The organism is Leisingera sp. CC-HEC093, assembly GCF_059429195.1.
Window position 1 is genome coordinate 2,801,583 of the sequence record NZ_JCAIJR010000001.1, and the last position, 19,899, is coordinate 2,821,481.

The 19,899-nt window shown below is 65.5% G+C and carries 22 protein-coding genes; 9 read left to right on the plus strand and 13 right to left on the minus strand.

Annotated elements, in window-relative coordinates; genetic code table 11:
- Positions 1-46 precede the first annotated feature (46 nt).
- Positions 47-1,162, plus strand: a complete 1,116-nt coding sequence (locus tag AC5STB_RS13680; protein ID WP_495443365.1) for a hypothetical protein — start codon at positions 47-49, stop codon at positions 1,160-1,162.
- Positions 1,163-1,402: 240 nt separating this feature from the next.
- Here AC5STB_RS13680 and AC5STB_RS13685 read toward each other — a convergent pair whose 3' ends face one another.
- Both AC5STB_RS13685 and AC5STB_RS13690 read right to left on the minus strand, forming a co-directional pair.
- Positions 1,403-2,857, minus strand: a complete 1,455-nt coding sequence (locus tag AC5STB_RS13685; protein ID WP_495443366.1) for a cobyric acid synthase — start codon at positions 2,855-2,857, stop codon at positions 1,403-1,405.
- Between the two features lie 192 nt (positions 2,858-3,049).
- Positions 3,050-3,367, minus strand: coding sequence for a DUF6280 family protein (locus AC5STB_RS13690; RefSeq protein ID WP_008556013.1), 318 nt, complete (start codon positions 3,365-3,367; stop codon positions 3,050-3,052).
- A gap of 221 nt (positions 3,368-3,588) precedes the next feature.
- Between AC5STB_RS13690 and efp the strand changes: the two genes are divergently transcribed.
- Positions 3,589-4,152 (plus strand): elongation factor P, encoded by a 564-nt coding sequence (gene efp / locus AC5STB_RS13695; RefSeq protein WP_019296123.1) that lies wholly within the window; start codon positions 3,589-3,591, stop codon positions 4,150-4,152.
- A gap of 143 nt (positions 4,153-4,295) precedes the next feature.
- Here the strand turns inward: efp and AC5STB_RS13700 are convergent, their stop codons facing one another.
- The 3 genes from AC5STB_RS13700 to ygfZ all read right to left on the minus strand — a co-directional run bounded on the left by AC5STB_RS13700 (position 4,296) and on the right by ygfZ (position 6,461).
- Positions 4,296-4,841, minus strand: a complete 546-nt coding sequence (locus AC5STB_RS13700) for a hypothetical protein (RefSeq protein WP_495443367.1) — start codon at positions 4,839-4,841, stop codon at positions 4,296-4,298.
- A gap of 71 nt (positions 4,842-4,912) precedes the next feature.
- Positions 4,913-5,716, minus strand: coding sequence for a fructosamine kinase family protein (locus AC5STB_RS13705; RefSeq protein ID WP_495443368.1), 804 nt, complete (start codon positions 5,714-5,716; stop codon positions 4,913-4,915).
- 10 nt (positions 5,717-5,726) lie between these two features.
- Positions 5,727-6,461 carry a CAF17-like 4Fe-4S cluster assembly/insertion protein YgfZ gene (ygfZ, locus tag AC5STB_RS13710; protein WP_495443369.1) on the minus strand — a complete coding sequence of 245 codons (735 nt, stop codon included), beginning with the start codon at positions 6,459-6,461 and terminating at the stop codon, positions 5,727-5,729.
- 113 nt (positions 6,462-6,574) lie between these two features.
- On the opposite strand from ygfZ, the gene AC5STB_RS13715 reads away from it, so the two are divergent.
- Both AC5STB_RS13715 and AC5STB_RS13720 read left to right on the plus strand, forming a co-directional pair.
- A complete protein-coding gene (locus AC5STB_RS13715) occupies positions 6,575-7,255 on the plus strand; it encodes a TIGR04283 family arsenosugar biosynthesis glycosyltransferase (protein ID WP_495443370.1) in 681 nt (226 codons plus the stop codon).
- A 171-nt stretch (positions 7,256-7,426) separates the two neighbouring features.
- Complete coding sequence (locus AC5STB_RS13720; protein WP_495443371.1) at positions 7,427-8,635, plus strand: pyridoxal-phosphate-dependent aminotransferase family protein; 1,209 nt, start codon at positions 7,427-7,429, stop codon at positions 8,633-8,635.
- 31 nt (positions 8,636-8,666) lie between these two features.
- On the opposite strand, the gene AC5STB_RS13725 is transcribed toward AC5STB_RS13720, so the two are convergent.
- Both AC5STB_RS13725 and AC5STB_RS13730 read right to left on the minus strand, forming a co-directional pair.
- Positions 8,667-8,861 carry a histidinol phosphate aminotransferase gene (locus AC5STB_RS13725; RefSeq protein ID WP_495443372.1) on the minus strand — a complete coding sequence of 65 codons (195 nt, stop codon included), beginning with the start codon at positions 8,859-8,861 and terminating at the stop codon, positions 8,667-8,669.
- 90 nt (positions 8,862-8,951) lie between these two features.
- Complete coding sequence (locus AC5STB_RS13730) at positions 8,952-10,061, minus strand: pyridoxal phosphate-dependent aminotransferase (protein ID WP_495443373.1); 1,110 nt, start codon at positions 10,059-10,061, stop codon at positions 8,952-8,954.
- 94 nt (positions 10,062-10,155) lie between these two features.
- On the opposite strand from AC5STB_RS13730, the gene AC5STB_RS13735 reads away from it, so the two are divergent.
- From AC5STB_RS13735 to AC5STB_RS13750, 4 genes are all read left to right on the plus strand, one after another.
- Positions 10,156-11,220, plus strand: coding sequence for an SMP-30/gluconolactonase/LRE family protein (locus AC5STB_RS13735; RefSeq protein ID WP_495443374.1), 1,065 nt, complete (start codon positions 10,156-10,158; stop codon positions 11,218-11,220).
- Positions 11,221-11,311: 91 nt separating this feature from the next.
- The gene (locus AC5STB_RS13740; RefSeq protein WP_495443375.1) at positions 11,312-12,097 is read left to right on the plus strand and encodes a crotonase/enoyl-CoA hydratase family protein; all 786 of its coding nucleotides are present in this window, start codon (positions 11,312-11,314) and stop codon (positions 12,095-12,097) included.
- A gap of 506 nt (positions 12,098-12,603) precedes the next feature.
- Positions 12,604-12,801, plus strand: coding sequence for a hypothetical protein (locus AC5STB_RS13745; RefSeq protein ID WP_495443376.1), 198 nt, complete (start codon positions 12,604-12,606; stop codon positions 12,799-12,801).
- On the plus strand, positions 12,798-13,067 hold the full coding sequence (locus tag AC5STB_RS13750) for a hypothetical protein (protein ID WP_495443377.1): 270 nt from the start codon (positions 12,798-12,800) through the stop codon (positions 13,065-13,067). Before AC5STB_RS13745 ends, AC5STB_RS13750 begins: the two co-directional genes overlap by 4 nt.
- A 73-nt stretch (positions 13,068-13,140) precedes the next feature.
- Here AC5STB_RS13750 and AC5STB_RS13755 read toward each other — a convergent pair whose 3' ends face one another.
- From AC5STB_RS13755 to AC5STB_RS13765, 3 genes are all read right to left on the minus strand, one after another.
- A complete protein-coding gene (locus AC5STB_RS13755; RefSeq protein ID WP_495443378.1) occupies positions 13,141-14,043 on the minus strand; it encodes a fructose bisphosphate aldolase in 903 nt (300 codons plus the stop codon).
- An 80-nt stretch (positions 14,044-14,123) separates the two neighbouring features.
- Positions 14,124-14,468: a DnaJ family domain-containing protein gene (locus tag AC5STB_RS13760; protein ID WP_495443379.1), complete on the minus strand. Its 345-nt coding sequence runs from the start codon at positions 14,466-14,468 to the stop codon at positions 14,124-14,126.
- 41 nt (positions 14,469-14,509) lie between these two features.
- The gene (locus AC5STB_RS13765) at positions 14,510-15,880 is read right to left on the minus strand and encodes an aminotransferase-like domain-containing protein (RefSeq protein ID WP_495443380.1); all 1,371 of its coding nucleotides are present in this window, start codon (positions 15,878-15,880) and stop codon (positions 14,510-14,512) included.
- A 155-nt stretch (positions 15,881-16,035) separates the two neighbouring features.
- Between AC5STB_RS13765 and AC5STB_RS13770 the strand changes: the two genes are divergently transcribed.
- Positions 16,036-16,416, plus strand: a complete 381-nt coding sequence (locus AC5STB_RS13770; protein ID WP_495443381.1) for a DUF983 domain-containing protein — start codon at positions 16,036-16,038, stop codon at positions 16,414-16,416.
- A gap of 160 nt (positions 16,417-16,576) precedes the next feature.
- On the opposite strand, the gene AC5STB_RS13775 is transcribed toward AC5STB_RS13770, so the two are convergent.
- The 3 genes from AC5STB_RS13775 to secG form a co-directional block, all read right to left on the minus strand.
- Positions 16,577-17,401 (minus strand): hypothetical protein, encoded by an 825-nt coding sequence (locus tag AC5STB_RS13775; RefSeq protein ID WP_495443382.1) that lies wholly within the window; start codon positions 17,399-17,401, stop codon positions 16,577-16,579.
- Between the two features lie 177 nt (positions 17,402-17,578).
- A complete protein-coding gene (gene pyrG, locus AC5STB_RS13780) occupies positions 17,579-19,222 on the minus strand; it encodes a CTP synthase (RefSeq protein ID WP_495443383.1) in 1,644 nt (547 codons plus the stop codon).
- Between the two features lie 172 nt (positions 19,223-19,394).
- Complete coding sequence (gene secG, locus AC5STB_RS13785; RefSeq protein WP_495443384.1) at positions 19,395-19,760, minus strand: preprotein translocase subunit SecG; 366 nt, start codon at positions 19,758-19,760, stop codon at positions 19,395-19,397.
- Positions 19,761-19,899 lie beyond the last annotated feature (139 nt).

Below are 19,899 nucleotides of genomic sequence, written 5' to 3' on the forward strand. Positions count from 1 at the left end.
GCAACGCCGCTACACTCTGCTTCAGAGGCAAGAGTGGTAATAAAACATGTCCGACCCAGTTACCCATGCTGAGATTGAAGATGTATTGTCCTCGATCCGCCGCTTGGTGAGCGAAGACGGCCGCGGCCAGCCCGCGGCCCCGGAACCGGCAGCGCGGCTGGTGCTGACGCCGGCCCTGCGGGTGCAGGAACCTGCGCGCGCGGCCAATAGCGCCGGAGGGGCGGAGGCGTCAGAGAATCCGGTGCTGCAACCCGCGGAAGAGCCGCCGCTGGCCGCAGAGCCGGATGCAGAGGCTTTGTCAGGCGGCGCAGAGGACCCCGGCGCGGACCTTGGCGGGTCCGGCCCTCAGGACGGCTGGCCGCAATCGGCGGCAGAGGATGCGCCGCTGGCGTTCCGGCACCGCCGGGATCTGGACGCCAGCCGCGCAGACAGCGGCCCCAGGGAGGACGCGGCACAGTCGAACGCCCTGGAAAACAATCCGGATACCGGCCAGGAAAAAAGCCCGGAGGACGGGCAGCCCGCCGCCGCCGCTGCGGACGGCGTGCCCTGGAGCAATCCGGAAACCACCCTGTTTGCCGCCGTTGCCGGTGCCGCCGTGCAGGGGGAAGATAGCGGCACAGAGGATGAACCCGCAGACGCAGCACCGGTCCAACTGGCAGAGGAAAGCCTCGCTGCCAGCACCGCAGGCGCCCGCGCGGCCTCGGTTGTCCGCAAGATCGCAGAACTGGAGGCGCGCGGCACTGCCGCGCAAGCCGCCGCGCAGGAGCAGTGGGAGCCGGACAGCCAGACGGAGGCACCCTTTGCCGGCGCCGGTGCCGACACCATCGAATGGCGGGACGAGCCGCTGCTCATCAGTGACGAAGACCTTACGGAGGATGAGCCGGAAACCGAGCTGGCAGAGAAGGAGCCGCCCGCCTCTGCCGCGCCCGCCGGCAGCCCCGATGCGGAGGCGGTGGTTGAAACCGCGGTGACAGATGCTGCGATGGACAGCCTGGCGGACAGCGGCGAGGGCTACCTCGACGAAGACGCCCTGCGCGAGCTGGTCGCAACCATCGTCCGCGAGGAGCTGCAAGGCCCGCTGGGCGAGCGCATCACCCGCAACGTCCGCAAGCTGGTCCGCCGCGAAATCCACCGCGCGCTGGCGGCGCACGATCTGGTCTGAACGGGAACGGATCCGGAACAGGGGCAGGGATCCGCTTCCGGCTCAAGAGAAAAGGGGAGGGAGCCGCCTCCTTTCCCCATCCCCTTCGCAGACAGATGCCTATGGCGGACCGGAACCCGCATCAAGGACGCTGCGCGCCAGCGAAGCTGGTAAATCCTTGACGCAGAACCCCGTCCGCCATCCGCCGGCATCAGCGAAGGCGACGGAGAAAGGAGGCGGCAGCCAGCCCCGCGGCTGCGGTCAGACCCGCACCGGCTGCGCCAGCTCCAGCAATTGGTCCAGATCCATATAGCGCTCCAGGTGATCGGCCAGCGCGTCCAGCACTTCGTCGACGCCATCCTCGTAACCGGCCTGGCTTTCATGCCCCAGGGCGCCCAGCACGCTGGCGCGGAAGGCGTCCGCCGAGAACAGCCCGTGCAGGTAGGAGCCCTTGACGCGCCCGTCGGCGGAGGCCGCACCTTCGGGCCGCCCGCCGATGCTCAGCCAGGCGCGGGTGCAGTCGGCGCCTGTGGTGCGCCCCATGTGGATCTCGTAGCCGCTGACTGGCAGGTTGCCGTCGCGCGTGACCGCCTCGGTCAGCGTCACCCGCTTTTCCCCCGCCATCACAGTGTGCACATTCAAGAGACCCAGGCCCTCCACCTTGCCGGGCCGCCCGTCGACGCCTTCAGGGTCGTCGATGGTTTTGCCCAGCATCTGGTAGCCGCCGCACAGGCCCAGCACATGGCCGCCGCGCCGGTGATGCGCCAGGATGTCGATGTCCCAGCCCTGCGCGCGCAGGTAATTGAGGTCGCCGATGGTCGATTTGCTGCCGGGCAGGATCACCAGATCCGCATCGCCGGGCAGGGCGCGGCCCGGCGGCACGATTTCCACCGTCACTTCCGGTTCTGCTGCCAGCGGGTCCAGGTCGTCGAAATTCGCCATCCGCTCCAGCTGCGGCACCACCACCTTGCAGGCGCCGCCCTTGTGCGAGGCGATGTCCATCATATCCTCGGCCGGCAGCTTCCAGGCATCCCAGAACCACGGCACCACGCCCAAGCTCGGCCAGCCGGTGCGCGCGGCGATGTCGTCCCGCCCGCCGTCAAACAGGCTGAGGTCGCCGCGGAACCGGTTGACCATAAAGCCCGCGACCCGCTCCAGGTCATGGCGTTCGAGCACCGCATGGGTGCCGACGATCTGCGCAATCACTCCGCCGCGGTGGATGTCGCCGGCAATCACCACCGGCACCCCAGCGGCGCAGGCAAAGCCCATGTTGGCAATGTCGTTCTTGCGCAGGTTGGTCTCAGCCGGGGAGCCCGCGCCTTCGATCAGCACCAGATCTGCGTCCGCCGCCAGCCGGTGGAAGCTCTCCAGCGCCGCCTCCAGGAGGCCCGATTTGTCGCGCATGAACGATCCCGCGCCCTGGGTGCCGCGGCGCTTGCCCTGCACGATCACCTGCGCGCCGGTGTCGGTCTCTGGTTTCAGCAGCACGGGGTTCATATCGGTATGGGGCGGGCGTTTGGCAGCGCGCGCCTGCAGCGCCTGCGCGCGGCCGATCTCGCCGCCCTCCGGCGTGACGGCGGCGTTGTTCGACATGTTCTGCGGCTTGAACGGCGCCACCTTCAGCCCGCGCCGCACATAAGCGCGCGCCAGCCCTGCCACCAAGAGCGACTTGCCGACATTGCTGCCGGTGCCCTGGATCATGATTGCACGCGCCATCGCTTGCTCCCTGCCTGCGCCCCGTCGTTCACGGGCCTGCATAGCAGGTTAAGCCGCACCGTCCATGGCCGCTGTGCCACAAGCGTCCCGCGGCGGCTGCCGCGCGACAGGCTGACCCTGCGGAAAGCCATGGTGCGCAAAAGAAAAACGCGCCCCTGAGGGCGCGCTTTTCAGCAATGCGCAAGGGAAGCCTTAGGCGGCTTCAGCCTGCGCAGCGTTGCGGCGTTCGCTTTCTTCACGCGACAGTGCAACCGAGGTCCGCACACCGCGGCCCACGAAGTCCATCAGGCCTTCCACAACCCGTTCATTCGGGTCGATGCCGGCGCAGGACAGCACTTCGCGGCCATCGCGCGAGCGTGCCCAGCGGGCGATCTGTTCCGGGCCATTGCCGTATTTCTTGTCGTCGGCGATGGCATCATCCAGTGCGGCCAGGACAACGGCTGCAAACAGTTTGCGGGCGCGGTTGCCTTGCTCGTTGTTATAAGCGGTGCCGTCTACGAAATCTCTCATCTCGTATCCCTTAGTTGTTCTTGCTATTGCAATTTTCGGCGTAGCGCTGCTTATGGCGGAATTGTGACGATTCGGATAGAGCGCAGATGCATAGCTTTCATGCAAATTGCGCATACCTTATTCACAGATCCTCCATACCATATCCTTGTCTTGCCAGCGATCAGCCCGCCAGATATAGGGTCTTGCAAATTATCATCAACCATCTGAAAGGCATTTTCCCTATGCCCAAGATCAACGGCAACGAAATCCGTCCCGGCAACGTGCTGGAACATAATGGCGGCCTTTGGGCAGCGGTGAAGGTCGACCACGTGAAGCCCGGCAAGGGCGGCGCCTTTGCCCAGGTCGAGATGCGCAACCTGCGCAACGGCTCCAAGCTCAACGAGCGCTTCCGCTCCGCGGACAAGGTGGAGCGCGTCCGCCTGGAGCAGAAAGACCAGCAGTTCCTTTATGAGAGCGACGGCATGCTGGTATTCATGGATGCCGAAACCTATGAGCAGATCGAACTGCCCGCGGAACTGCTTGGCGACCGCCGTCCGTTCCTGCAGGACGGAATGACCATCGTGGTGGAATTCTACGAGGCCGAGGCGCTGAACGCCACCGTGCCGCAGAAGGTCACCTGCAAGATCGTCGAGACCGAGCCGGTCGTCAAAGGCCAGACCGCGGCGAACTCCTTCAAGCCGGCAATCCTGGACAACGGCGTCAAGGTGATGGTGCCGCCGTTTGTCGGCCAGGACGAGATGATCGTGGTGAACACCGAGACCATGGAGTATTCCGAGCGCGCCTGATTCAAGACGCGTGCCGGAAGACGGAAAAGCCGCCCTCCCTCGGGGGCGGCTTTTTTGTTTCTGCGCGGCGCCCAAGACTTTTGGGAAAAGTCTTGGCATGAGTTTTCGAAAACTCTTGCGCTAGCCGCCGCTGGCCCACGGGATCACCCCGCAGGCAGCGCCAGGCTGAAACCGCATTCATCCATCATCTTGCCATAGGCCGCGGTAAACCCGCTGAGCGAGGCCTCATAGAACATGTCGTTGCCCGCCCAGATCTCCACCCAGCTGCCTTGTTTCATCGCTTGCAGCATCACCAGGTGGTCCTCGAACCGCAGCGCGCTTTCGGCTTCGGCCAGGCCTTCCTCATTGATCCAGGAATTAATCCCGGCCTCAATGGAAAAGCTGCGGTCGAAATCAAAGATGAAATCCACCGTGCCCCCCTGCTGCATCAGCGTCGGATGGTGGCGCGGCGCATATTCCTGCACCTTGGCCATCGGATAGAAATCCGGCGGGCCCGCATCGCCGGAGAAGGCGGAAACCTCAAGGATCGGATCGCCGTCGCCGCCGGTCCAGGCGCGGCAGGTCAGATAGCTGTCCTGCTCGGTCTCATGCGGCTCGGTTGTGATATGCCAGTCCTTGTAGGTCCAATAGTCCGCCCACGCAGGGGCGGCCGCCAGTGCGGCCAGGCAAGCACCAAGTATCAATCTCATCAAATACCCTTTCAGAAATCACCCGCAGGTTTTGCCCGCGACCTTAACGCAAGGACGTGAACAGAAGCTTGTCAGAACCCCAGCGCCTCCAGCCGGGCCTCCACCATGCTGCGGTAGCCGGTACCGAACAGCCGCAGATGCACCAGCGCGGGCCACAACTGATAGATAGGGCGGCGCGCCTCATGCCCCGGCTCCAGCGCGCCATAGCTGTCGCGGAACGCCGCAGGCGGCGCGCCGAACAGATGCAGCATTGCCAGATCCACTTCGCCATGCCCGTAATAACAGGCGGGGTCGATCAGATAGGCAGCAGGACCGCTGAACAGCACATTGCCGCTCCACAGATCGCCATGCAGCAGGGCGGCGTATGGCGCCGCGGGCAGCAGGTCCGGCAGGCGTTTGCACAGCGCCTCAACCCGCAGCCGCAGATCACGGGGCAGGGCGCTTGGGTCTGCCAGCAGGCGGCGGCCGGCCCAGAACTCCGGCCAGTTTGCCAGCGGCGCATTGGGGATTGCGACGGGGCCAAAGGCGTAATCCTCCGCCCAGCCGTACTGCGGCCCGGTCCCGGAATGCAGCTGCCGCAGCGCTTGTCCCAAAGCCTGCCAGCCACGGGTGCTGGCCGCGGTCTCCTCCAGCGCGTCCATCAGCAGCACATGGGCGGCGGTGCCCAGCACCTGCGGCGCAGGCGCGCCCGCGCCCCGGACCGCCCGCAGCATTGCAGCCTCCGCCGCCGCCAGAGGCCCGGTCTTGGCCACCACCCGGCGGCCATCTGACAGCTCAAGAAGCTGCACCTCCGACAGGTCGCCGCCATGCAGCGGGCGGGCGCGCGCAACCTCCGCGCCCAGCAGGGAAAGAACCGTCTGGTTCAGCCCGCTCACGGCTGCCCGCTCATGGTTGCCAGGTGACGCGGGCATCCCCCGCCTGCATCTCTCCCTTGGCACGGTCAAACCGCAGGTAGGCAATGCCCTTGCCGCCGGACTGGGTGAACAGCGTGCCCACTGTCTTGCCTCCTGCGGTGATCTCGGTCCCAACCGGCGCCGCGCCCTCGACCGCCACCGTGCGCAAACCCTTGCGCAGCTCGGTCTTGTGCTTCATCCGCGCCGTCACTTCCTGGCCGACATAGCAGCCCTTGCGGAAATCGACGCCCTGCAACGCCTCGAACCCGGCTTCCAGAATATAGCTCTCCGGCCCCAGCTCGACGCCGGTCTCGGGGATGCAGTGGGCGACCCGGATCGCATCCCAATTGCTGCCGTCATCGCCGCCGTCAGGCCCATACAGCCGCCAGCCCAGATCCGCATGGCGCGGATCCGCCAGCGCCCCCTCCGGCATCTCCCCAGTGCCGCGCGTCACCTGCAGATCGGTCATCTCCACCTGCACATCGGCGCGCAGCCGGTACATGTTCAGCCGCTTCAGCAGGCCCTCGGCCAGCGATGCCTCCACATCCAGAAGCACCGCATCGCCCTCTGCCGCCAGAAAGAAATCCGCGATGTATTTTCCCTGCGGCGTCAGCAGCGCGGCATAGACCAGCCCGTCGCTCAACCGGTCCACATTGCTGGTGACAAGCCCCTGCAGGAAGCTCTTGGCGTCGCTGCCACTCAGGCGCAGGATGCGGCGGTCGCTCATGTCATCTCTCCCGTGTGCCGCCTGGTAAATCCCAAGGGGGCGTTTCACTGCTTGGCCCAGTGATATAGGAAGCAGGGCGGAAGAAAACAGCAAATCCGCCTCAAGGAGCGCCCATGCCCGCGCCGGTCAGCATCGTCATTCCCACCCTGAACGCCGCCGAAGAGCTGCCCGCCGTGCTGGAGCATCTGATGGAGGGGCTGGCAGCGGGCCTGATCCGCGAGCTGGTGATCAGCGACGGCGGTTCCACCGATGCAACCCGCGCCATAGCCCAGGCCGCCGGTGCCGGGTGGATCAGCGGTGCGGCGTCCCGCGGCGGCCAGCTGCGCCGGGGCTGCGCGGCGGCGCAGGGGGATTGGCTTCTGGTGATCCACGCCGACACTCAGCTGGAGCCGGGCTGGGCCGCGGCGGTGGCGCAGCACCTGGCAAGCGGGCAGGGCGCCCCCGCCTATTTCCGCCTGCGCTTCCGGGCGCGCGGGCTGATGCCCGCCTGGGTCGCAGGCTGGGCCAACCTGCGCGCGCGCCTGTTCGGACTGCCCTACGGCGACCAGGGGCTGCTGGTCCGGTGCGCTGCGTATGAGGCCGCGGGCGGCTACCCGGACCAGCCGCTGATGGAGGACGTGGCGCTGGTGCGCCGCCTGCGCGGGCTGACAGGTCTGCCCTGCGCAGCACTGACCAGCGCGGCACGCTACCAGCGGGCGGGCTGGCTCCGGCGCGGCGCGCGCAACCTGTGGACGCTCCTGCGGTATTTCCTGGGGGCCAAGCCTGAAAGCCTGGCCAGGTCCTACAGCAAATAGACTGATCTGCCCGCCCGGCCCGCCCGTCCTGCCCTGCAGCCGGGCGCGGTGCGCAATTCGCCGTGACCCTGCGTTTGCGGCAATTGACCCGGCGCGCGGTCCGGCTACTGTGCCGGAATGGATCAACCGCGGGGCGCTGTGCCGCTGCCCGCGCAGCAGGGACCAACAGGCATGAGCGGACCAGCGAACCTTTCAGCAGGGCGGCAGTACCTGGCCATCCCCGGCCCCTCGGTGGTGCCGGACCAAGTGCTGCAGGCGATGCACCGCCCGTCGCCCAACATCTATGCAGGCGAACTGGTGGAGATGACCGCCGGCCTGCTCCCCGACCTGCGGCGGGTGGCCCGCACCCGGCATCAGGCGGCGATCTACATCGCCAACGGCCACGGCGCGTGGGAGGCCGCGCTGCAGAACACTCTGCAGCCCGGCGACCGGGTGCTGGTGCCGTCCTCCGGCCGCTTTGCCATCGGCTGGTCGGAAATGGCCCAGGGGCTGGGCGTCGGGACGGAGATCCTCGACTTCGGCACCCGCGCGCCCTGGGACATGGCCCGCATCGCCGAGGCGCTTGCCGCCGACAAGGGCCATCGCATCAAGGCGGTGCTGGGTGTGCATGTGGACACTTCCAGCTCGATCCGCAACGACATCGCGGGCCTGCGCCGCTTGCTGGACGAGGCCGGCCACCCGGCGCTCCTGATGGCCGATTGCATCGCTTCGCTGGGTTGCGAGCCGTTCGAGATGGACGGCTGGGGCGTTGATGTGATGGTCACCGCCAGCCAGAAGGGGCTGATGGTGCCGCCGGGCCTCAGCTTCGTGTTCTTCAACGCGCGCGCCGCCGCGGCGCGGGCGGCGCTGCCGCGCATCAGCCGCTACTGGGACTGGGCGCCGCGCGCCAACCCGGCAGAGTTCTACCAGTATTTCGGCGGCACTGCGCCCACCCATCACCTTTACGGGTTGCGCGCCGCGCTGGACATGATCCACGATGAAGGCATCGAAAACGTATGGGCGCGCCACGCCCATCTGGCCCGCGCCATCTGGGCCGCCTGCGAAGCCTGGGGCGCGGATGGCCCGCTGCGGATGAACGTGGCCGACCGGTCCTTGCGCTCCCACGCGGTGACCGCGCTGCACATCGGGACGCCGGACGGCACAAGGCTGCGCGACTGGCTGGAGGCAAACCTGGGGCTGACCCTGGGCATCGGTCTTGGCATGGCGCCGCCGGGCAGCCCGGACTGGCACGGCTACTTCCGGCTCGGCCATATGGGGCATGTGAACGGCCAGATGGTGATGGGCCTGTTGGGGGGGATTGAAACCGGGCTGACCGCGCTGGGCATCCCGCACGGGCAGGGGGCGACGGATGCGGCCGCACGGGTTCTGTCGGGCCGCTGACGGCCTGGCAGCAGCAGGCGGCGGGCGGGCTTCAGGCCCTTTGCGAGTTCAGGCGGATCTCCAGCCTGGTGATGAAGTGATTGATCAGCACCGCCAGCACCAGAACCGGCACCAGCCCGTACATCACCCAGATCACAAAGAAGATCCACATCAGGTTGATGCCCGCGAACATGATCGCGGCAGTAAAGAAATCCGGCATACCAGCCGGCAGGTCAGGGTCACGCATGACATATCTCCCGGTAATATACCCTAAGGGTAGTCCGGCCATGGTGAATGTCTGGTAAAACCGCCGCGATCCAGCGCCCGCCGGCAGGTTTCAGCCGGCGCGCGCCGCCGCCAGCGCGCGTGGCAGGGCTGCGGCAAAGGCATTAAGCTCCGCCGCCGGACCGCAGCTCACCCGGATGCAGCGGTTCTGCGGCTCGGCAAAGGGCATCCGCACAAAGATCCCCTGATCCACCAGCCCGCCCAGAACCGCCTTAGCAAACGCCCCGTCCCCGCCGCAGTCGATGGCGACGAAATTGGTGGCCGAGGGCAGGGCGCGCAGCCCGTTCTCTGCCGCGATCTCCGCTATCCGCATCCGCGCCGCATCAATCTGCGCCAGCACCTGTTCCAGCCACTCCTGATCCTGCAGCGCCGCCAGCGCGCCGGCCTGCGCCGCCCGGTTCATGCCGAAATGATTGCGCACCTTGTTGAAGGCGGAAATCAGCTCCGGATGGCCGATCGCATAACCGACCCGCGCCCCCGCCATCGCATAGGCTTTGGAGAAGGTCCGCATCCGGATCACCCGGGGATCATCGGCGCTGACCGGCGCCGCAGTGCCCTCCGGCGCGCATTCCACATAAGCCTCATCCAGCAGCAGCAGGCAGCCCTCGGGCAAGCGGTCCAGCGCCGCGGCAATATCTGCCCCCTTGTGCCAGCTGCCCATCGGATTGTCCGGATTAGCAAGGTAGACGATCTTGGCATCCGTCTCCGCCGCCTTGGCAAACAGCGCCTCAAAATCCTCGCGGTCGTCCTTGTATGGCACCGCGTGGATCACCCCGCCGAACCCCGCCACATGGTAATTGAAGGTCGGATAGGCCCCCAGCGAGGTCACCACCGCATCGCCCTGGCCAACCAGCAGCCGCACCAGATACCCCAGCAGCCCGTCGATGCCTTCACCCACGATGATATGCTCCGGCTGCACCCCGTGATGCGCCGCCAGCGCCTGGCGCAGGTCATGGCTTTGCGCATCGCCGTATTTCCAGATCTCCGCCGCGGCCCCGGCCATCGCCGCCACCGCCCGGGGCGAGGGGCCGAATATGTTCTCATTCGCCCCCAGCCGCGCGGCAAAGGGCCGGCCGCGGTCGCGCTCCTGGGTTTCGGGGCCGACAAACGGCACGGTGGCGGGCAAGGATTGCGCAAGCGGGGTGTAACGGGGACCAGTCATGGGTGCAGATAAGCGCAAGCGCGGGCGGCGGGCAAGGCTTGCGTCCGTTCCCCGCCCCGCGCAGTCTGCCCGCAGCTTTCAAAGGGATTCCTTCATGCGCATTGCCCTGGCCCTGCTGGCTGCCGCCCTCGGCTACCTCCTGTTCTGGCCGGTGCCGGTCGATCCCATCGCCTATGACCCGCCCGCACCGCCGGGTTTCACCGGCCCCTATGCCGAAAACAACGCTCTGGACGCGGCCGCGCTGATCCATCTGCCGGACGGAGAGCTGGGGCCGGAGGACATCGCCCAGACCCCGGACGGCACCGTCTATACAACCAGCCTCTCGGGCAATCTCTACCGCATCGACGGCACAGAACCGGTGCTGGCAGACAAACTCGGCGGCCGCCCGTTGGGGCTGAAGGCGGGACCGGACGGCGCGCTTTACATCGCCGACAGCTTCCGCGGCATCCTGCGCTGGACCGGCCCCGGCACGCTGGAAGTGCTGGCAGACAGCCTGGGCGGCGTCCCGATCATCTACGCCAACCAGCTCGACGTAGCCCGTGACGGCACGGTCTATTTCTCCAACTCCTCCGACCGTTTCGACCCCGAAACCATGGGCGGCACCAAGCCCACCTCGATCCTGACCATCTGGGAGCAATCGGACAGCGGCTATGTGGCCCGCATCAATCCGGACGGAACCACAGAGAAAATCGCCGAAGGCTTCGTCTACACCAACGGCATCGCCCTCTCGCCGGAGGAGGATTTCCTGCTGATCAACGAGACCGGCCGCGCCCGCGTCCACCGCCTCTGGCTCAAGGGCGACCGGGCAGGCCAGCAGGAGGTGTTCCTCGATAACCTCCCCGGCTACCCCGACAATCTGGAGGCGCAGGGCGACGGCACCTACTGGCTCGCCTTCGCCAGCCCGCGGCTGCCGTCTGAAAAACTGATGCCATACCCGTTTCTGCGCAAGCTGATCTGGCGGCTGGGGCCGATGGTGCGCCCGGCACCGATCCACCGCGGCATGCTGGTCCGGTTCGACGGGCAGGGCAAAATCCTGCGCGCCCTGCAGGACCCGGACGGACGCCTCGGCGTCACCACCGGCGGCAAGGTCATGGACGGGCAGCTTTACGTGATGACCCTCGATTCGCCCTGGTTCGCCCGGCTGCCGCTGCAGCCCTGACGTCAGGGCTTTGATCTTTCCCCCACGTTGGACTGGCATCCAAACCGCCGCCGGGGCAGGCTGAAGCCAGACCAGCAGCGGGGAAGAAACCATGAGCAGAGTCACCACCGGCTACAAGGACCACATCGCCTATGTCACGCTTGCCCGCCCGGACAAGCACAATGCGCTCGACGAGGAGATGATCGGGGACATCATCGCCGCAGGCCAGGAGGTGGCGGACTCGGATGCCCGCGCGGTGGTGCTGTCCGGCGCCGGCAAGAGCTTCTGCGCAGGCCTGGACATGGCGGCGCTTGCCAGTTTTGCGCAGCGCGACCTCAGCACCCTGATCATGGAGCGCACCCATCACGATGCCAATGCGTTTCAGGAGGTGGCGATGGTCTGGCGCCGGGTGCCGGTGCCGGTGATCGCGGCCCTCCACGGCGCCTGTTTCGGCGGCGGTTTGCAGATCGCGCTGGGCGCCGACATGCGCATCGCCCACCCGGATTCGCAGCTCTCGGTGATGGAAATGAAATGGGGCCTCATCCCTGACATGGGCGGTATGGCGCTGCTGCCGCGGCTGGTGCGCACCGACGTTCTGCGCCGCCTCACCTGGACGGCAGAGAAGGTGGCGGCGCAGCAGGCGCTCGACTGGGGCCTGGTCACCGAACTGTCCGGCAACCCGCTCAGCCGCGCCAATGAGCTGGCACAGCAGATCGCCGCCAAAAGCCCCTCTGCCGTGCGCGCCGCGAAACGGCTGATCGCCTTTGCCGAAAGCGGTGCGCCGCAATCGGAGGTGCTGCTGCGCGAAAGCGCCGAACAGCTGGAGCTGATCGGCAAGCCCGACCAGATCGAGGCGGTGGCGGCCCAGCTGCAAAAGCGTCCCCCGGAATTCGGCTGACATCCCGCCGCGCCGGGGCGGCTGAGCGGCCCTCCCGGCGGCGGCTTTCTTGCCCCGGCGCAGCACCCGCTCCGCCTCGAAACCGCGCGCCCGCTGGTTTCATCTTTCCCCAAATACTCATGCCCCGCCGCCCGCCGGGCGGTGCCGCCTGCGGGGGAGGGCCGCGCCCGCAACCGGCGTTTACCTTTCCGAAAGGCTTTGCGGATTCTGCAACGGCGGACTTTCGCCAAACTTTACGAAAATCCGCTCGCGCAGGCGGGAAACCGCCGCCCGTTGGCGGGAAAATGCCGCGTTAAACCAGCGCCAATCCCCGTTAACTTTTTGGCAATATCTGGGGGCGAATTCTGCCTTCAGCAGGGCGCGAAAACGGCCAATCCAGCATCTGGAAATCTGCTGACCGGCGGCCCCGCGGCCACCGGACGGCTGCGTGCACCCTGCGAACTGCAATGGAACCGGCGGCGGCAATAGAACGCACCGCAGCCGGACTTCAGAAAGGAGTGAGGCTGATGCAACTGGTGCAGAAGAAGTGGTTTATCCTGTTTGAAAGCGGCGGCCTGCTGTCCCGGACCGGGGACCGGATCACCTATTTTTACGACCAAGCGCTGAGTTTTGGAGACCGGGAGGAGGCGCAGCGCTATCTGGCCGCCAATGAAAACAAGGTCAGCTACACCGGGCTGCGCCCCTCGCTGACCCAGGCGGCGTGAGCGGGTGGCTCGCCGCCAGCCGCACGGCGGAACGGCTGGCTGCCGGCGAGGGGGGGATGCCTAGATCGGCGCGCTGGCTGCTGGCGCTCAGCGGGGTGATGATCTCTGCTTCGGCGCTGATCTTCTGGGCCTGGCTCGGCGGTGCCGGCCAGGCGCCGGAGGACCAGCCCGGCTGGTTCACCCTGACCGCGCTGCGCTTCTTCTGGCTGCCCTTTCTCAGCGGTGCCGGGCTGGTGCTGGCGGTCTGCTGCGCCGGGCGGTCCTGAGCCCAGGCCCCGCAAACAAAAGGCCGCGCCCGGGGTGCAGGCGCGGCCTTCTCAATGTCAGCTCTGCGGAGCCTTACAGCGAGGCGTCGTAGATCTTGGAGATGTTGGCCCCCAGTGCCGCATCATATTCCTCATCGGTCATCGACACGTTTAGCCCCTCGGTCAGCGCGCGGCTGAAGGAGGCGATCATCTTGGCATTCTGCGACAGGCGTGCGCAGGCGTCATCGGTGGTGTAGCCGCCCGACAGCGCCACGACGCGCACCACATTGGCGTGATCGGCCAGATCGTCGTACAGGCCCGCCTTGGACGGGATGGTCAGCTTCAGCGCCACCTTGGTGTCTTCAGGCAGGGCGTCCAGCTGTGCGGCGATCTCCGCCTTCAGGATCTCCTCGGCCTCTGCTTTGGTGGCAGAGTTGATGTCCACTTCCGGCTCGATGATCGGCACCAGGCCCGCGGCCACGATCTGCTGGCCCACTTCGAACTGCTGCGCGACAACCGCCTTGATGCCCTCGGCATTGGCGTCCTTGATCACAGAGCGCATCTTGGTGCCAAAGATGCCCTTGGTGCAGGCGCGCGCCAGCAGCGCGTCCAGCTCCGGCATCGGCTTCATCATCTGCACGCCGCCCGCCTCATCGGCCAGGCCCTTGTCCACCTTCAGGAACGGCACCACGCCGCAGTTGCCCCACAGGAATTCCGCGGTCGGCTTGCCGTCGATCTCGCCGTCCATGGTCTTCTCGAACAGGATCGCGCCCAGGATGCGTTCCTTGCCAAAGCTCGGCGAGGTGATGATGCGGGTACGCATCTTGTGGATCTCGGCGAACATCTCGTCGTCACCCGCGTATGCGTCTTCGTTCACGCCATAGAGCGCCAGCGCCTTCGGGGTCGAGCCGCCGGACTGGTCCAGCGCGGCAATGAAACCCTTGCCAGCGGCGATGCGGTCGAGTTGTTCCTGATGAACAGAAGCGTCTTTGGCCATAATGCGTCACTCTTCTTTGGAATGGTCTGTCTTGGCGCTGTCTATAGCGCGAATCCGGCAGGAAACAACGGGGTGTTGCGCTAACGGAAGAAGGATTTCCGCGCATCTTGCGCCATGTTGCAGCGCATTTCCAGATCAGAGATCCGGGCCATTGCCGCCTTGCGCTGCGCCGGGCCGGTCAATCCGGCGTAGTCCCGGCGCGCCGCGGCCAGCTGTTTCTTCAGTGTGAACTCCTCCGGCACTGCGCCGGCCTGCGCCATGATCCGCATTCCGGCAGCCAGTCCGGCGTCCGCATGCGCCTCGCAGCTGCGGTCGGGCAGCGGCTTGCCTTCGCCCTCCAAACCGGTCAGCTGGCCCTCGGCCTGGGCCTGGGCCTGGGCCTTGGCCAGCTGCTGTTCAATCAGATTGCGGAAGGCGCGGATCATGCGGGCTCCTGTGGCTGCGCCAGCATCCTATCAGCCGCGGCTCAGCCCAGCCAGTCCTTGCGTGTGACAGCATCGTTCAGCGCAATCAGGTCGCCGCGCAGGTCCTCCAGTGTGATCGGCCCGCCCAGGCACACCCGCACCGCCTCTTGCGGCAGGCTGGAGACGGTGAAGGCGTCGCTGGGCATGATGCCGATCTGGCGCCCGGCCATACGGCCCATCAGCTCAGCCCGGCTGGTGCCCCGCGGCAGGGTCAGCCACAGGTTAAAGGCCAGCGGATCGCTTTCGATGAAACACTCCTGCAGCACCTCCGCCGCCAGCGCCTGCCGCTCCGCCGCGGCCTTGCGGATAAACCGCTGGATTTCCGCCGCCGTGCCGTCCTCGATCCAGCGCCCCAGAAGCGCCAGGTTCAAGGGCGACACCATCACATGCATCGACCGCAGCGCCTGGCTGAACTGCCCCAGCAGGGCGCGTTTCGGCACCGTGGTGTAGGCCAGCCGCAACCCGGCGCCAAAGCACTTGGAGAGACCGGCGATGTGCCAGCCAAGGTCGGGGACCAGGCTGCTGATCGCGGCAGGCGCGCCGTTGTCGACAAAGCAATAGGCGTCATCCTCGATCAGCGGCAGGTCGTGTTTTTGCAGCACCGCGGCAATCTCCTGCCGCCGCTTGGCCGGTATGGTCCGCGTGGTCGGGTTCTGCAGGGTGGGGTTGAGGTACAGCGCCGCGGGCCACTGGCAGGTAATCGCCTTCTCCAAGTCCTCCGGCAGGATACCATCCTTGTCGCCTGCCAGCCCAACCAGCCGGACCCCCAGCCGCGCGGCGATGGAGCGCAGCCCGGGATAAGTCACCTCTTCGCACAGAACGGTAGAGCCCGGTTCGCACAGCACCGTCAGGATGGCATAGAGGCTGGCGTGCGAGCCCGGCGTGATCACCAGCCGCTCCGGAACGCAGTCCAGCCCGTTGGCCTGCATCCACCCCGCCGCCAGGGCGCGGTCTTGCGCGCTGCCGGTCACCGACTGATACCGCAGCAGAGGCAGCAGATTGGCCGAGACATGCTCCAGCCCCTTTTGCATCCGCGCCAGCAAGCCTGGGTCATCCGGCTCCGGCGGCATGTTCATCATCGGATCTTCTTCCAGCGCCCGGCGCGGGTCGGGGCGTTCCGGCAGCGCGTCCTGGCTGCGCACGAAAGTGCCGCGGCCGACGAAGCTTTCGATGTAGCCGCGCCGGACGGCTTCCGCGTACCCGCGCGACACGGTGGAAAAATCCATCCCCAGCTCCTGCGCCACCCGCCGCTGCGGCGGCAGCCGGTCGCCAGGGGCCAGCACGCCCGCATCGATGTCGGATTTGATCGCTTCCGCGATCTCCAGGTAGCGGGGTTTGCCGCTGTCCAGGCGGGCAGGGGTCCATTGTTTCATCTGCGGTCTCTCCCGGCGCGTGGATGGCGCATTGCGTCATGATTGATTGGTTCAATGCAGGAGTGCAGCAATAAATGCAATATCAATGTTTGCATATTGATTGCATTCAATCCGGGAATCGCGGTATCACCCCGGCAAACCGAAGGAGACGCGCGATGACCCAGGCGGACGTGTTGCAGACAGACCAGCGGGAGCTGAAGCCCGCTTTGCTGAAGGGGCTGCGGCTGCGCTGCCCGAACTGCGGCGGCGGCAAGCTGCTGCACAGCTATCTCAAGGTGAATGACAGCTGCTCTGAGTGCGGCCAGGAGCTGCACCACCAGCGCGCCGACGACGGCCCGGCCTATCTGACCATTCTGGTGGTCGGCCACATCCTCGGCTTTGCGCTGCACATCGTCTACACCCAGCTGCGCCCGGACCCGTGGACGCTGGCGATCATCATGTCGGTGATCACCGTCGGGGCCTCGCTGATCCTGCTGCCGCGGATGAAGGGGCTGGTGGTGGCCTATCAATGGGCCAAGCGGATGCACGGCTTCTGAGCGCGCCGGAAATGTATTCAATCAAAATGCAAAAGGCGGGCCAGCGGCCCGCCTTTTTCTGTTTCCTCCCAGCGCCGCCTTGGCCGCGCCGGGCCCAACCGGGATGGATCAATCTTCGATTGATCCGGGGCGGGCGGGAGATCCCGGCCTGCCTGAGGCGTCAGTTTTCAAACACTGTGCCCCTGCGCTGCTTCATGGCGTTCACACGGCGCTGGAACTCTTTTGCGTCCGTGACTCCCTCCCTCACGATCAAGGCCAGCTTGCGGATCTTCTTTTCCATCTTCCCCTGCAAAAGCTGGGTGAATTCAACGAGTTCCTTCAAACCGTTATTCAAATCAGCTTCGTTCGCGTCAATGGCCTTATTCAGCTTTTTCAGCTGTTTCGCTTCCTGGTCGGAAATCGTTTTGGCGAGGCGCTTCTCATCCAGCGGTTCTGACTTTTCCCTGTGCCTGATCAGATTCTGGTTGATTTCAGAGATACGGCCGATGCCGGCATTGGAAAATTTTTTCAAGGCCTCGTGCAGGGCCTCAGCGGATGCCAGTGCTTTCTCTGCATCCTTGGGGTCTCCGACACAGTATCCTTTCACATAGTTTGTCTTGTACAGGTCAAAATCTTTTTGGAACGTGTCGAGCGCACTTTCGACGGCTTTGCCGCTTTTCTTCACCACGCTGTTCTTGGAGGCATTTGCGCATTTGACAAGTGCCCGCCATTCCTTGTTGTAAACCGTTTTGAGGGGGCTTTTAGAGATGGCGATTTCGCTGTCGAATTGCGATTTGAATTTTTGCAGTATTTTTTTGCCCTCGTCCCCGAACATATAGTCGATCGAGTACTTGTATTCCTTGAGAACGGCCTTCTCTTCTTTTCCGACCGCCTTCTCGAGGGCGTCCCATGCCTTCACAACGTGTGAAAAGGGCTTCTTGCCCTGACCCAGCTCTTTCAGCGCAGTCTCATATTCTTTCCGCAGCTGTTCGGCGGTTTTCGCCATGTTCATATCCCCCTTACCTTCCGGCCCTCATAAGCAGGCGGTACGGGCCGGTGACTTGTTAACCATAAAGCTGAAAGCCTAGCGGGCGCATCCGGCCGCGGTCAACATGGCCGCGGGAAAAGAAAAGGGCGCCGGCTGATGTGCCCGCGCCCTCCGTTCCAGGTGCTTTGCTGCTTGTCAGACCAGACGCGAGGCGTCCTTGGCCGCACGGACGAAATCGTCGAACAGCGGATGCGGCGCAAAGGGTTTGGATTTCAGTTCCGGGTGGAACTGCACGCCGATGAACCACGGGTGGTCGGTCCATTCCACGATTTCCGGCAGGCGGCCGTCCGGCGACATGCCGGAGAAGGTGAGGCCGCATTTTTCCAGCTGTTCCTGATACTTGGTGTCGACTTCATAGCGATGGCGGTGGCGCTCCTCGATATGGGTGCTGCCATAGACTTCCGCCACTTTGGAGCTCTCGGCCAGCGCCGCGTCATAGGCGCCAAGGCGCATGGTGCCGCCCTTGTCGTCGCCCACTTTGCGCTCGACCGTCATGTTGCCCTGCACCCATTCCTTCAGGTGGTAGACCACCGGCTCGAACCGTTTCTTGCCGGCCTCGTGGTCGAACTCTTCGGAGCCCGCCTCGGAGATGCCCGCGACGTTGCGCGCGGCCTCAATCACAGCCATCTGCATGCCGAGGCAGATGCCGAGGTAGGGCACCTTGTTCTCGCGCGCATACTGGGCTGCCTTGATCTTGCCCTCGGTGCCGCGCTCGCCAAAGCCGCCGGGGACCAGGATCGCGTGGTAGCCCTGCAGGTAGGGGGCGGCGTCTTCCTTGTCGAACAGTTCGGCGTCGACCCATTCGATCTTGACCTTGACCCGGTTCGACATGCCGCCGTGGGTCAGCGCCTCGGCAATGGATTTATAGGCGTCTTCCAGCTGGGTGTATTTGCCGACGATGGCGACCCGCACTTCGCCTTCGGGGTTGTAGATGCGGTCGGCCACATCTTCCCAGCGGGCCAGGTTCGGTTTCGGGGCGGGGGAGATGCCGAACGCATCCAGCACCGCCTGGTCGAGGCCTTCGCGGTGGTAGGCCAGCGGCGCCTCGTAGATGGACTTCAGGTCCTGCGCGGCAATCACGCTGTCGGCGCGCACGTTGCAGAACAGTGCCAGCTTCTCGCGTTCCTTCACCGGGATCGGGCCTTCGGAGCGGCAGACCAGGATGTCGGGCGCCAGACCGATGGAGCGCAGTTCCTTCACCGAGTGCTGGGTCGGCTTGGTCTTCAGCTCGCCGGAGGCCTTGATATAGGGCAGCAGGGTCAGGTGCATGAAGATGCACTGACCGCGCGGCTTGTCCTGGGCGAACTGGCGGATCGCCTCAAAGAAGGGCAGGCCCTCGATGTCGCCGACGGTGCCGCCGATCTCACACAGCATAAAGTCGACCTCATCCTCGCCGATGGAGATGAAGTCCTTGATCTCGTTGGTGACGTGCGGAATGACCTGGATGGTCTTGCCCAGGTAGTCACCGCGGCGCTCTTTTTCCAGCACGTTGGTGTAGATCCGGCCGGAGGAAATCGAGTCGGTCTTGCGGGCCGGAACACCGGTAAAGCGCTCGTAGTGGCCCAGGTCCAGATCTGTCTCGGCGCCGTCGTCGGTGACGAAGACTTCGCCGTGTTCAAACGGGCTCATGGTGCCCGGATCGACGTTCAGATAGGGGTCCAGCTTGCGCAGCCGGACCGAGTAGCCCCGCGCCTGCAGAAGGGCGCCAAGTGCGGCCGAAGCCAGGCCTTTGCCCAGGGATGAAACAACACCGCCGGTGATGAAGATAAAACGCGCCATATGTGTTCGGCTGCCCCCGTGAGAAGTCAGATTTCAGCTGCCCGGCGGTGATCGGAATCATTCCAAAAACCGCTGCATCACGGGACTTCATATATAAAGGATTCGCACGAAATGCGCAAGGGAACCGCAAGATGCTGTTGCGGTTCCTAAAACCCTCTCAAGGTGTAGTGGATCAATCTGCGCTGGGTACCAGCGGAGCGTTGTCGCCCTCGCTGGGCGGCAGAAGATCGCTGCCCAGGGCCGGAACCGCCGGAGCCTCGCCGCCGTCTTCCGGCTGCGGCACGCCGATGCGGTCCGCGACAGAGGAGCCTGCGGATTTCTGCGCCGCCATGATGGTCAGGGTGATCGAGGTGCAGATGAAGGCGATGGCCAGGAGCCAGGTTATCTTGCCGAGCGCGGTTGCTGCCGCGCGGCCGGAGATCGCGCCGCCGCCGCCGCCGCCCATGCCCAGGCCGCCGCCTTCGGAGCGCTGCAGCAGAACCACGGCAATCAGGCCGAGAGCCAGAAGAAGATGGATGATCAGTACAACGTTTTCCATGGGTCCCTGCGGCGGTTGGCTAAGTACCGGGCGGTAAATAGGCAAGATTGCCCGGGGGGGCAAGGGCGGAGTTGGCCTGCAGCCGAGAACGGCCCCGGCAGGTCACGCCACGTGATTGTTTGCACCATGAAACATGACT